This is a genomic window from uncultured Thiocystis sp., from assembly GCF_903866365.1.
GTDB lineage: Bacteria > Pseudomonadota > Gammaproteobacteria > Chromatiales > Chromatiaceae > Chromatium.
The window spans coordinates 1-12,984 of sequence record NZ_CAIPNF010000435.1; the positions used below are offsets into that span (position 1 = coordinate 1).

A 12,984-nucleotide genomic window follows, 5' to 3' on the forward strand; every position below is an offset into this window, starting at 1 on the left:
GAGCGTATGCCTTGGCCGGCGCGGCCTGCGAAACGACGACCGCGGCCAGCGAGCCCACCCCATTTGCTCGCTGTGGCAGCTTAGCAACGGTGGACCAATCGATGATCAAGGCCGGTCTCCTGCCCATGACGCATCGCTCCACGCCCAATCCGTTCATTCGCCGGTATTTGCCATGACGCTCACGCTGTTTCGTCAAACCTGGCATCGCCTGGTCACGGAAAACCACTTTCATCGCTGGATGCTCCTGGCGCTGCTCGGCACCAACCTGCTGACCCTGGTGGCGCTGCTGCAAGCGGAACGCACGGTCATCCTGGTGCCGCCCATCCTGGAACAGCAGGTGAACGTCGCCCGCGAGAGCGCCAGTCAGTCGGTCAAGGAGGCGTGGGGGCTGTTCGTCGCCGAATTGCTCGGGAACGCCACCCCGACCACCGCCCCGTTCCTGCGCGACACCCTGGAACCGCTGCTCAGTCCGGCGATCCGCGCCGAGGTGACACGACGTCTCGCCGCCCAGGTCGAGGCGCTGCGGCGCGATCAGGTCAGCGTGCGGTTTTCCCCGGAAATCGTCCGCTACGACGCGACCGGCGATCTGGTGCGGGTGCAGGGTAAACAGATCGTCAGCGGGCCAAACGCCAGCCCAGTGACGCGCGCGCGCACCTACGAGATCCGCGTCGCGTTCCGGCATTACCGACCCCTGATCACGCATCTGGACGCCTACGAGAACGAGAAGGCCCGTGAGGAACGACAGACACCCACCGAGCTGTCGTTGCTGGAGCCGCTTCCCGAGCCGCTTCCCGAGCCGCTTTCTGAGTAAGCACCACTCCCAGCGCCGCCCGGCGGCGCGTTGACGCCCCGCTTTCGATGGTCGACCAAGGACACTGCCGCATGTTGCACGATCGCCGCCCGCTCTCTTCCGCCGCTCCCCCGCGCCCCTGGGTCAGTCTGCTCGCGTTGGCGCTGTCGCTCGCCGGCGGACCGCTCGGCGCGCAAGACGACGTGGGCATTGCGCTCCCCGCCGTGCCGAACGCGCTGTTGGCTGGCCAGGAGCGACCGCACGCGGGACGCTTCCTGCGCACGGCGGCTCCAGGGGCGGCATCCGCCACGCCCAGTCATCTGGAGGTCGGTCCGTTGCGCGTCAACGCCACCGCCGGCGTCAACCTGATGGTCGAGATCGCCATCGATCACCTCAATCGGATTCTTACCCCCTTTCCGAATCCGCAGGTGCGCACCGTCTCGGACGCGACCACCAGCGTCGACGGCTCGGCGATCTATGTCGCGACCGCCAACGAGGCGCCGGTCACGCTGTTCGTCAGCGATGCCTCCGATCCCAATCACGCCCTCTCGCTCACGCTCGCCCCCCGGCGGCTGCCCCCGCGCGAAATCCAATTGGTCTTGACCGATCCGTGGCCCGCGACGCCGCGCGCGGCGTCCGCGTTCGCCTCCCCCGGCGCCGCCAGCACCGCCGCCGCGTCGGACTATGTGGAAGACCTCACCGAAGCGATGCGCGCGCTGGCGAAGGAAGCGCTGCCGAGCGGGTACAGCCTGCGCCAGGCCAAGCGCAACGAAACCGTCACTTGTGCGCAACTCGGGTTGTCGACCGCGCGCGGTCAAGTGCTGGAAGGGGGCGAGCTGTGGCTGCTGACGGCCCTGGCGCGCAATACGTCCGATGCCCCGCTGGACATCGAGGAACGCGCCTGTCGCGCCAGCGTCGAGGGCGAGACGGTCGCGGTGGCCGCCTGGCCGCGCGTCTCGCTGGCACCGGGCGAGCAGGTCGAACTCTATGTCGCGGTGCGTCCGCGCACGCCCGAGCAACGGCACCCGGAGCGGCCCTCGCTGCGCACCGGGGGAGGACGTTAAATGTCCCTGACAATGCCCGCCGCGTGGGAACGCCTCTCGCCCGGCCTGCGTCGTGCCGTGGTCTTGGGCGGCGTCCTGGGCGCCATCGCGTCGATGGTGGTCCTGGCGTTCGGCAACGCGCCCAGCACACCCGCCAGCCGCGCGCAACAGGCACGCGAGCGCATGACCGATACCCTGCTCACGGAGGTCGATCCGCGCGCCCTCGGCATCGACGGATTGGCGCAACGTCTCGCGCAGGTCGAGCGCCAGCTGACGGAAACCGGGAATCGTCTGGCCCAACAGAAAACCGCCGAGGCGGGCGCCGCCGAGCGTCAGTTCAAGGCGTTGCAACAGCAGCAAGCGGCGAGTCTGGACGCCCTGCAGCGCGACCTCGAACGCGTCAAAGCTCTGGCCGCCGCGCCGACCGCCGCCGTCCCGACACCGGTCCCAACGCCGATCGCGGTCCCGGACGGCACGGCGGTCCCCGTGCCCCCCCGCGCGCCGTCCGCACCGGCGCTCGACGATCCGGCCCTGTTCGAGGCGAAACCCAGCGCCGCGCTCCAGACGCTCAGTCCCCATCCGCGCGGCGACGCCGCCAAGGGGCGTCATCCGCTGGCGATCCGGGTGGTGGCCAGCGACGCCAGTGCCGCCGCGCCGGCGCCAGACGCGGCGGACATCGCGGCCACGACCGCCGCGGCACAACGCGTCGTGATCCCGGCCGGAAGCATTCTGCGCGGCGTCCTGCTCTCGGGCATGGACGCGCCGACCGGCAAGCAAGCCCGCCGCGACCCCTATCCCGCCTTGGTGCGCTTAAAAGACCACGCGATCCTGCCCAATCGCTTCCGCGCCGACGTGCGCGAGTGCTTCGTCACGGTGGCCGGGTACGGCGACCTCTCCAGCGAACGCGCGTTTCTGCGCACCGAACTGATCACTTGCGTGCGCCATGACGGCGGCGTGATCGAAGTGCCGGTGGACGGCTACGCGGTGGGCGAAGACGGCAAGGTGGGCCTGCGCGGACGCCTGGTCTCCAAGCAGGGGCAGATCATCGCCCAGGCGATGCAGGTCTCGTTGATGGAAGGGATCTCCGAGGTCTTTGGCCAACAGCAGGTCTCGGTCATCAGTACCACGCCAGGCTCGCAGGTGCCGTTCCAGGACGTGCTCTCCGGCGACTCGTTGCAAGGCGCGGCCATGAGCGGCACCGGCAAAGCGCTCGACCGCCTCGCCGAGTATTACCTCGACATGGCCCAGGAGATGTTCCCGGTCGTCGAGATCGATGCGGGCCGCTCGATCGAAGTGATCCTCAACCGAGGTGCGACGTTACAACTGCTCGACACCGGGCGCGGGCGCGCCGCGCGCCGTTAGCGCCGCGCTTTTTTCCATCACTCATCCCGAGAACCGCATGCCAACCATCCCCGCTTCCCGTTTCGCCTGGGCACCGCCAACCTTGGCGGTCGCCGTGGCGCTGAGTCTGCCGCTGGTCGGCTTGGGCGCCGACACGCCCGTTCCCCGCGCCCCCACGCCGGCTCCCGCGTTCCTGGACGATCAGCCCGCGATCGGCGAACTGATGCAGGGCATCGACGGTCTGCGTCGGCTGCCCGTGCAGGGCGTGTCGATCGTGCAGTCGGGCGACAAGACCTTTTTCGTCTCCGCCAACGGACGCTATGTTTTTCTCGGTCCCGCCATCGACCTGTGGCATGGCGAGCGGATCGCCTCGCTGGCGGACGCCGACCGCCTGATGGGGCGCATCGACATCAGTCGCCTGAAACTCGACCTGAACGACTTGGGTGCGCTCGACGTGGGCGACGGGTCGCGGGAGGTGCTGGTCTTCGTCGATCCGGCCTGCGCCCATTGCGCCACGCTGCTCGAACAGCTCGACGGGTTGTCGCCGGCACAACGCGCGCCCTATCGCTTTCGCCTGATTCCGCTGGCGCTGCTCGGCGCGCCGTCGCTCGCCGCCGCCGTCAATCTCAATTGCCTCGCCGAGACCGATCGTCCGGCGGCCACCCAGGCGTTGCTGACACATCGGCTGGCCGCACTGCCCCCGGCGCAGGAACGTTGCGGACAAGGCGCGCTCCAGCGCGCGCTGGTGACCGCGCATCTGCTGGGCGTGACCTCGGTGCCCTTCCTGATCGCCCCCGACGGGCGGTTACAGACCGGGGTGCCGACGGACCTGTTGGCCTGGCTGGCCGGGGGGCAGGCATGAGCGCGTCTCCCCTGACCCCGCGTGCCTTGCCCCTGGCCATCGCCACGCTGTGGCTCGGCGCGGCGAGTCTGACCGCCGGTTGCGGCTCGCTGGCGGTGGGCGACAAGGCGTTCGGTTGCCAAGGCCGTCCCAGCGATCCGCTGTGTCTTCCGACCTCGCAGGTGTATGCGCTGACCAATGGCGCCGAGGCGCCCGCGACCGCCGCGGCCGAGACCGACCCGCCCGCGCGCGCCACGTCCCGTCGCGACGCGGACCGCGAGTCGGAGTTCGGCTGGGCCGCGCCAACGCCGGTGGCCAAGCGTGCCGCGCGTCCGTCATCCGCACCGACGGCGGATACGGACCGCCCCCCCAGCGCCGGCGCGGTCGAAGACCTGCTGCTGCCGCGCTCGCCCGATCCGATCCCGCTGCGGATGCCCGCGCAGGTCATGCGGATCTGGCTGGCGCCCTGGGAAGACCGCCAATCCGATTTGCATGCCAGCGGCTACGTCTTCACCGAGATCGCGCCCAAAACCTGGACGCTGGCCGCCGGTCCGGATCGCTTCAGTCAGGCGCTGCTGAAACCGCTGCAACGGGAACAACGCGCCCCGGCAACCGGCGCGACTCCAAGCACGTCGCCCGGTACGCCGGGCACGCCCCCCCGTCGTCCGTAAACGACGTTCTCACCACGCTCTCGACCTCAAGGAGTCTTTCATGCTGTCACCTCACGCTTGTCCGTCGTCTCGTTCGTCCCGTGCCGCGCGCTACGCTGGCCCCGTCCTGTTCGCCGCCTGCGCCTTGGCCCCGCTGCTGGCCGCCGCCGGCGAAGGCACCGGCGACACCACCGGGACCGAGTTTCTGGTTGTTTATGAACTGCTGACGGGCTGGATGACCGGCCTGCTCGGCAAGATCGTTGCCGTGTCCTTCATTCTGGTGGGGCTGGTCGCCGGCGTCATGCGCCAATCGATCATGGGCTTCGTGGTGGGCGTGGCCGCCGGCGTCGGCATGCTGGTCGCCCCGAACATCATCGATACCCTGTTCACCGCCACGCTTCCGATCGTCCTGTAGCGCCACGCATTGAGTCATGCGGAACCGGCTTCGTGCCGAGATCGGGCCGGCAACGGCCTACCCTGTATTCGAGACCGCACCATGCCGACGTCACCGACCGATCGCCCACCGCGCCACTTTCTGGCGGTCCCGACCACACTGTTTCAGGATCTCCAGACGCTCTCGCCCGAGAACCGCGCGCGCCTCTTCCAACACGCCCTGGACGTGACGCGCGGACGGGTGCGCGTGCTGGTGTGCGATGCCGATCGGGTCTTGCTCAACCCCTGTCGCCCGGCGCGGGCACGCCAACTCCTCGCCCAGCGCCGCGCGCATTTCCTCTGCCGCACCCCGCCGCTGTTGCAGTTACGCACGACGGTCGCGAACCCGGAGCAAGCGCAATGAACGAACGCCAGTTTCGTGGCGATCGTGCCAACCGGCTCTTTCCGGCGCTCGCCTACGATCCCGACCAGGGCCTGTTTCTGCTCGACGACGACAGCCTGGCGTTCGGCTGGCTCTGTCAACCGATGGCCGGAGCCGATCAAGGCACGGCGGATCGGTTGTCGGCCCTGGTCAATCAGGAGTGGCCGACCGACACCGCGATGCAGGTCCTGCTGTGGGCCTCGCCCGACATCGAAGCCACGCTGGCGGCGATGAACGGACTGCGCACCGACGTGCCATCGCCGGTCTTGCGCGCGGCGACCGCCGAACGCACCGCGTTTTTTCGCGCCGGCGTCCAACAGCCGCTCATCGCGCACAGCGAGATGCGTCTGCGCGAACTGCACACGCTGATCACGGTCAAGCTGCCGCTGGCCAGCGCGACCCCCACCGACGGCGAACAGCAGGTGGCGATCGATCTGAAAGCCAGTACCGAACAGGTGCTGAAAACGATCGGCCTGCAACCGCGCGTCCTGACCGCCGCCAGCTATGTGCGCGTCATGAACACCTTGCTCAACTGGGGGGACGCGGCGAGCTGGCGGCAACGGGCGCTGCCCGAGGCCGATCCCACGCGCCTGCTCAACGAACAATTCCTCGATCCCGATCAGGCGATCGAGGTCGACGCCCACGGGATCGCGCTGGGGGACTGCCGGGTGCAGACGCTCTCGGTCAAACGCTTTCCCGATCGGCTCGCGTTCGGTCTGGCGGCGCGTTATCTGAACGATCCGTTTTCCGGGGCGCGCGGCATTCCGCAGAACCTGCTGATCTGTCTCAATCTGCTGTTTCCGGAACCCGAGCGGACCCGCGGGTCGTTACAGACCCAGAGTCAGTGGGCCACCAACATGGCGATCGGGCCGATCGCGACCTATCTCCCGCGTCTGGGCGAGCGCGCGCGCGGCTTTCGGGTGCTGTTCGAGCGCCTGGACGCCGGCGACCGTCCGGTCAAGGCGCATCTGGGGCTGGTGCTGTTTTCCTCGCGCGACAACGCCGCCGCCGCCTCGAACCTGCGCACCTACTGGCGCGAACTGGGATTCCAGGTGCTGGCGGATCACTATTTTACGCTTCCGCTCCTGCTCAACAGCCTGCCGTTCGGGGCGGATCGCACCGCGATCCGCGACCTGCAACGCGACCGCACCCTGACCGCCACGCACGTCGTCAACCTGATGCCGGTCCTCGGCGATTGGAAAGGCACCGGCACCCCCGTCTTCAACCTGATCAGTCGCGGCGGTCAGTTGATGAATCTGTCGCTGTTCGATTCGACCTCGAACGACAACGCCTGTATCGCCGCGCAGTCGGGATCGGGGAAATCCTTCCTGACCAACGAACTGATCTCCACGGCGCTCTCGGTGGGCGGGCGCTGCTGGGTGATCGATGTCGGGCGCAGCGACGAAAAGCTTTGCGAGGCGCTGGACGGACAGTTTCTGACCTTCGACCGCGACACGACGCTGTGCCTCAATCCGTTCGCGTTGATCGAACATTGGGATGAAGAAGCGGACCTGATCGCGGCGCTGCTCGCGGCCATGATTTCACCCTCCGGTCGTCTCGACGACTACGCGCTGTCGGGGTTGAAGCGGGTGCTGAAACGGGTCTGGGACGCCCATGGCCAGGCCATGACGATCGACCGGATCGCGGCCGCCCTGGCCGCCGAGCGCGACCTGCGCCTGAGCGATCTGAGTACGCAACTCTATCCCTTCACCACGGCGGGCGAGTACGGCAAATACTTCAACGGCCCCAACATCATCGCCTTCGACGCCGCCTTCGTGGTGCTCGAACTCGAAGAACTGAAAGGGCGCAAACATCTCCAGCAGGTGGTGTTGCTGCAACTGATCGATCAGATCCAGCAGGCCATGTATCTCGGGGAGCGCGCGCAACCGAAGCTGGTGATCATCGACGAGGCGTGGGATCTGCTCGCCCAGGGCGATGTCGCCAAGTTCATCGAGACCGGTTACCGACGCTTTCGCAAGTATCGGGGATCGGCGGTCACGGTGACGCAATCCCTGAACGATCTCTACAGCAATCCGACCGGACGGGCGATTGCCGAAAACTCCGCCCACACCTTCCTGCTCGCGCAACCGACCCAGGCCATCGATCAGTTGCTGGCCGAGAAGCGCCTGCCGCTCACCGAGAGCGGGGCGGAACTGCTCAAGACCGTGCACACGATTCCCGGCGTCTATTCGGAAATCCTGGTCATCGGCGATGCCGGCGCCGGGATCGGACGCCTGATTGTCGATCCCTTCCGGCAGTTGCTCTACTCGACCCATCCACGCGATGTTGCGGCGCTCACGGCGCTGCGCCGTCAGGGACTGAGCGTGGACGCGGCGATTCGTCAACTGCTCCAGACCCGCGAGGGCCGCGCATGAACGCCGACGCACCCATTCCAGTCGCCGCGCCTGCCGCCCCGCGCGCGGACCTGGATGCGCCGGCACACACACCTAACGTCTCATGTTTGGGCCTGGGCGGCGTGCTGCTCGTCGTACTCGTCGCGACCGCCGTGGCCGGCGTGGGCACGGCCTGGTGGCTCCAGCAACGCCTCGATCGGGCGCTCGCGCTGCGCCCGCCGGTGATGCTCCTGGATCTGGCGACGGCGGCCCGCGCGGCGTCGCCGACGCAGTTACCGGCGGTGCTGCGCGCCTACACCCAGACCGCCGACCGGCTGGCCGCGCACGGGGTACTGGTGCTGGAGCGTCAAGCGGTGCTGGCCGCACCCCCTGCCTTACACATTCCCGCCGCCGAGGTGCCCGATGCCCCGAACTGATCGTCCCGCCGGCCCGCTGGCCTGGGTGCCGCCCACGCCGCCCGCACGTCGCCCGCCCGCCACCCGATCCCGATCCCGGTCCACCTGGCGCGCGATGGCCAGCGCCGCCGTGGCCCTGACGCTCGTGTTGGCGCTGGGCGCGTTGGCCGCCAACCGCTATCGCGTGGGCCTCGATTTCCAAACGCAGGGTTGCCTGCTCAATCAAGCCTGGCTGTTCGTGATCGACACTCACGCGACCCCCGAGGCGATCGTGCAGGGGGATCTGGTGGCGTTTCGCCTGGTCGGCGCGGGCGTCCCCGCCTTCGAGGGCGCGCTGTTCGTCAAGCGGGCCGCCGGCGTGCCGGGCGATTGGGTGAGCGTGACGCCCGAGGCGACCCGGATCAATGGCATGGTCATGGCCAAGGGACTGGCGTTGGCCAAGGCGTTGGGACGCGACCCGGCGAGCTTCGCCCGCGAGGCGCGCGTCCCGGTCGAGCATTTCTGGATGCTGGGCGAGACCGCCGACAGTTTCGATTCGCGTTACTGGGGCATGCTGCCGATGGCGCGGATGATCGGGAAAGTCTATGTCCTGCGGTAACGCTCGCCATCTGGCGTGGTTCGTCATGGGCCTGGGCGGCTGGGTGCTGGCCGCCGGCCCGCTGCCCGACGCGACCCTGCGCGATCAGGCGGTGGAACTCCAGAACGCCGCGCTGACCGCCCCGCGTCCGGCCTGGTTGGAGGCGCAACAGGCGCGGCAGGCGCACTGGCAGCGCGAATTACAGGTCGCGCCGCTGCGGCCGCAGACCCCGGCCCCGGCGATTCAGCCGTCCGACGTGGGCGGACCGGACGGGTTACGCTTGCCGCCGCCCCCCGACCCGTCGCCCGCCCCCTCGCCGACCGACGCGACCGTGCCGACCCCGACCATCGTCGTCACCCTGTTGGTGTCGCGCGCCTTGGGCGAGGCCGCGCTGCGCGACTTGTTCGCGCTCGCTGCCGGACGCCCGAACGTGCGCCTGGTGTTTCGCGGCGTGGCCGAAAACGAATCCCTGACCGATTTTCTGCGCGGCATCCATCGCCTGTTGCCGCGCGACGCCGACACCGCACTGCCGAACATCGAACTCGATCCGCGCCCCTTCCTGACCCCGGCGGTCGACCTCGCGCCGACCCTGATCGCCACCAACGCCCACGGCGAGGAACTGGCGCGCGTCACCGGCCTGGATCGCCCGGATTGGCTCTTGGAGCGCGTGCGCCAGGGCGCACGCGGCGATCTGGGGGTGCGCGGTCCCGCCGTGGCGATCGACGAACCCGATTTGATCGAGGAATTGCAACGGCGCGTCGCGAACGTCGATTGGCAGGCCAAGCGCGACGCGGCCCTGGCGCGCTACTGGGAACGCACCGCCTTGATCGCGCTGCCCACCGCGACCGTGCCCCGCGAGCGGCGGTTGGAGATCACGGTCACGGCCACTGCCCCCGTCGAGCTGCCCGACGGCACGCGCCTGGTCGAGGCCGGCGCGCAGGTCAATCCGCTGGACGTGATGCCGTTTCGTCAGCGCCTCTTCATTTTCGATGCCAGCGATCCCCGTCAGGTGGCCTCGGTCGCGCGACGCGGACAGGCCAGTCGCGCCGAGGGCCAGTTACCGTTGTATCTGGCCAGTCAGTTGGACCGGGACGCCGGATGGGCGGGCTTTCGCGCCGTCCAGGAGACGCTCGGCGAACCGCTGTATCGGTTCACGCCCGAGGTGCAGTCGCGCTTTCGGATCGAACGGGTGCCCGCCGTCGTCGAGGCGGGGGAGGGCACGCTCGTTGTGCGCGAATGGCCCCCGGAGGGTTGACGCGATGCTCAACCGCACGCTCGTCACGCTCCTGTTCCTCGCCGGGATCGGCGGCCCGGTCCAAGCCAGCAATGCCGTTTGTCCCGACGCCGAACTCTTGGGGGCCAAGCTCATCACCGACGTCTGCTGGGCCTGCCTGTTTCCGGTGCGCCTCGCGGGCGTCCCGATCGGCAGCGGCCCGGTTCCCGCTGGCGCGGCGACTCAAGCCCTGTGCCGTTGCCCCGATCCGCTCGGCCTGCCCCAACCGGGCCTGACCATCAGCCTGTGGGAACCGGCGCGCCTCGTGGAATTGATCCGGGTACCCGGCTGCATGCCGTCCCTGGGCGGGGGCCGCCTGGATCTGGGGGTCCTGCGGACCCTGGGCACGCCCGGCCAGGCGGCTTACGACGGTTCGGACAAGGCGTTTTACAACTATCACTATTACGCCTTTCCGCTGCTCGTCATGCTCGATCTGTTCTTCCCGGACACCTGCAACGTCGATCGCCTCACCGACTTCGACCTGCTTTATCTGTCGGAACTCGATCCGACCTGGAACAACGACGAACTGGCGTTCTTCACCAACCCCGAAGCGGCCTTCGTCGCCAATCCGGTCGCGCAGGCGGCCTGTCTGGTCGATGCGGCCTCGGCGACCACGGCGCAATTGCCGCTCGATTCCCTGTTTTGGTGCGCCGGCGCCTGGGGCAGCCTCTATCCCTTCACCGGGCGCGTGCCGACGCTCAACGGCCGCCCCTCCGAGATGAGTCTGGCCAGCGCGCGGGTGCTGGCCGCCCTGCATCGGCGCGGCCTGGCACGCCGCACGATGGGCAACGACGCCCTCTGCACCGCGCCCCTGGCGCTCACCTTGCCCAAGACGCAGTACCGCCTGTCGCAGTTCTATCCCCTCCCGGAGGCTCATTCCAATCATGTCATCGGCGAAAGCGAGTTGCGCTGGGGCGCCTGGCGCAATGTGCCCGGCGTGGGCGACGATCACCTCTACCTCCTGTGGCGCTGGCATGACTGCTGCGCCACCTTTGATTAACGGCGCGCGCCGCGCGCTGTGCGTCCTGCTGGCGGTCGCCGTCGCCTGGACACCATGGGCGCTGACTTGGGGCCAAGACCTGTTCGGTCAGGCCGCCCGCGACGGGCAGGCGTTCGGCACGACGCTTGGCGCCGATCCCGTCCGCCTGACGCCCTTCGCGCGTCCCGACGATTTTCGGGTCTACTTTCCGGGCGCCGACGCGGGCGCGGTTGCCGATTGGACGGCGTTCTCCGACGACCCGGCGGGCGCTCAGGCGGCGGGCGGGCAGGCGCAATCGGACCTGGTGGCCACGCCGTTCGCCGAGGCGTCCCCGAGCGCGCAGGCGTATCAGACCCTGATCGCGCCGGTCGGGCAGGCGCGCCCGGCGCTCCACGACGATCCGCTGTGGACCCTGAGCGATGCCACCACGCTGTCGCTCGACAGCTTCGCCGCCACCTATGGCGACTGCACCTGGGAGTCGACCTTTCTCGATCAACCCACCACGGTGCAGGTGCCCGCTGACGAAGCCTGTTTGATCGCCGATAAAGTGCAGCCGAAATGGACAGCAACCGTTCACCGCTCCCTGTCGGCCAGAATTTTTTGGGATCTGGTTTGGGACTGGGTCACCTACACGAGCGTCGATGCGGATGGCAACGAGGTCACGACTCAAGTGTGGGAAATTGTGCGCTACACGCGCCGTCCGGTGATCGACCAGGATCGCTGGGGAGCGTTCCCTGCCGGCAGTGACCGGGTGGGGGATGGCTTCTGTCGCAGCGTCGTGACCTGTACCAGCAATGCGAATGCCAACTGTATCGGCGTGCCGGGCGGGAGTCTCTGCGGCGGCGAACTCGTGCGCCCGCCCTATGGCGGGCTCAGCGCCAACGAACCCTGGGAAGAATTCTTCGGGATCGGCGCGGCCTGCATGGCGGTGCGCGTCAGCCTGGACTGCACCAGTTTCAACGAGGGTCCGATGGACTGCTGGACCGATCCCACGGGAGCAGAACAGTGCCCGGAGAATCCCGGCGATCAGGCCAATTGCGCGACGCTGGAGGCCAACGCGCATTGCCAGGCCATCGGCGAGCAGTGCGCCGAGAACGGCCAAGGCCGCACCGGCGTCTGCTATGTCCACCAGCGCGTCTATGACTGCGGCACCGAGGAGACCATCGCCAACACGACGCGCATCTCGGACCTGAACTGCGGCGGCGAGATCCGCTGCCTGGGCGACGACTGCGCGTCGTTTACCCCGGAGCAATCGAGCGATTTCGGTGCGGCGGTCGCGGCCCTTCAGGCCGCCGAGTTCGTGACGCTCGACAGCGACTGTACCGGCGGTCACTGCCAGGTTTTCAAGGGCACCGCCAGCGACTGCAAGCGGGCGGTGGGCGGCATCGTCAACTGCTGCACAACGCCCGACGGGATTTCCCTTGGCAACTATCTGCAACTGATCTTCAAAATCGCCAAGCTCGATCGCGTCACCATGACGCTGAACGCCGCCGGCACGGCCACTCCCGGCTTCGGGGCCTGGGAAACGCTGCGCTCGCCGCTGGTCGATACCTGGGCGGCGGTGCAGGACGGCTTTACCTCGGCGGTCAATAACGTCACGGGCAATACGGCGGCGGCGACCACGGAAGCGGCCAAGGAGGGGGTGATCGGCGCGTTTAAGCAACAACTCATGCAGCAGACCGCGCAATGGACCGCCAATCTGTTCGGCCCTCAAGCCGCCAATCTGCTGTTTGCCGATGCCGCGACCGGCGGCGCGGCCTTTGCCGCCGATGGCACGGCACTCACCACGAATATCGGACTCGGCGGCGTCGTGGGCACGGTGCTGCTGTACGTCATGTGGGCGTACCTGATCTACACCATCGTGATGATCCTGATCCACCTCATCTGGGAATGCACCGAGGACGAATTCAAGCTCGGCGCGCAACGC

The 12,984-nt window shown here is 68.4% G+C and carries 13 protein-coding genes; all 13 read left to right on the top strand.

Annotated elements, in window-relative coordinates; all coding sequences use genetic code 11:
• The first annotated feature begins 172 nt into the window (after window positions 1-172).
• The gene (locus QZY07_RS23635; RefSeq protein ID WP_201098090.1) at window positions 173-811 is read left to right on the top strand and encodes a TraE/TraK family type IV conjugative transfer system protein; all 639 of its coding nucleotides are present in this window, start codon (window positions 173-175) and stop codon (window positions 809-811) included.
• 71 nt (window positions 812-882) lie between these two features.
• Window positions 883-1,854, top strand: a complete 972-nt coding sequence (locus QZY07_RS23640; RefSeq protein WP_295408240.1) for a type-F conjugative transfer system secretin TraK — start codon at window positions 883-885, stop codon at window positions 1,852-1,854.
• Window positions 1,855-3,195, top strand: a complete 1,341-nt coding sequence (locus QZY07_RS23645; RefSeq protein ID WP_295408242.1) for a TrbI/VirB10 family protein — start codon at window positions 1,855-1,857, stop codon at window positions 3,193-3,195. It abuts the gene before it with no gap.
• 37 nt (window positions 3,196-3,232) lie between these two features.
• Window positions 3,233-4,036, top strand: coding sequence for a disulfide isomerase DsbC N-terminal domain-containing protein (locus tag QZY07_RS23650; RefSeq protein WP_295408244.1), 804 nt, complete (start codon window positions 3,233-3,235; stop codon window positions 4,034-4,036).
• A complete protein-coding gene (locus tag QZY07_RS23655) occupies window positions 4,033-4,686 on the top strand; it encodes a TraV family lipoprotein (protein WP_295408246.1) in 654 nt (217 codons plus the stop codon). Before QZY07_RS23650 ends, QZY07_RS23655 begins: the two co-directional genes overlap by 4 nt.
• A gap of 40 nt (window positions 4,687-4,726) precedes the next feature.
• Window positions 4,727-5,080 (top strand): TraA family conjugative transfer protein, encoded by a 354-nt coding sequence (gene traA / locus QZY07_RS23660; protein ID WP_295408248.1) that lies wholly within the window; start codon window positions 4,727-4,729, stop codon window positions 5,078-5,080.
• A gap of 81 nt (window positions 5,081-5,161) precedes the next feature.
• Window positions 5,162-5,461: an RRXRR domain-containing protein gene (locus QZY07_RS23665; RefSeq protein ID WP_295408250.1), complete on the top strand. Its 300-nt coding sequence runs from the start codon at window positions 5,162-5,164 to the stop codon at window positions 5,459-5,461.
• Window positions 5,458-7,854, top strand: coding sequence for a type IV secretion system protein TraC (traC, locus tag QZY07_RS23670; protein WP_295408252.1), 2,397 nt, complete (start codon window positions 5,458-5,460; stop codon window positions 7,852-7,854). The genes QZY07_RS23665 and traC overlap by 4 nt, the downstream gene beginning before the upstream one ends.
• Complete coding sequence (locus QZY07_RS23675; RefSeq protein ID WP_295408254.1) at window positions 7,851-8,249, top strand: hypothetical protein; 399 nt, start codon at window positions 7,851-7,853, stop codon at window positions 8,247-8,249. Before traC ends, QZY07_RS23675 begins: the two co-directional genes overlap by 4 nt.
• On the top strand, window positions 8,236-8,826 hold the full coding sequence (lepB, locus tag QZY07_RS23680; protein WP_295408256.1) for a signal peptidase I: 591 nt from the start codon (window positions 8,236-8,238) through the stop codon (window positions 8,824-8,826). The genes QZY07_RS23675 and lepB overlap by 14 nt, the downstream gene beginning before the upstream one ends.
• Complete coding sequence (locus QZY07_RS23685; protein WP_295408261.1) at window positions 8,813-10,060, top strand: TrbC family F-type conjugative pilus assembly protein; 1,248 nt, start codon at window positions 8,813-8,815, stop codon at window positions 10,058-10,060. Before lepB ends, QZY07_RS23685 begins: the two co-directional genes overlap by 14 nt.
• A gap of 4 nt (window positions 10,061-10,064) precedes the next feature.
• Window positions 10,065-11,078 (top strand): TraU family protein, encoded by a 1,014-nt coding sequence (locus QZY07_RS23690; RefSeq protein ID WP_295408280.1) that lies wholly within the window; start codon window positions 10,065-10,067, stop codon window positions 11,076-11,078.
• Window positions 11,053-12,984, top strand: a 1,932-nt coding sequence (gene traN / locus QZY07_RS23695; RefSeq protein ID WP_295408282.1) for a conjugal transfer protein TraN, incomplete at its 3' end; no start/stop codon positions are given. The genes QZY07_RS23690 and traN, both read left to right, overlap by 26 nt.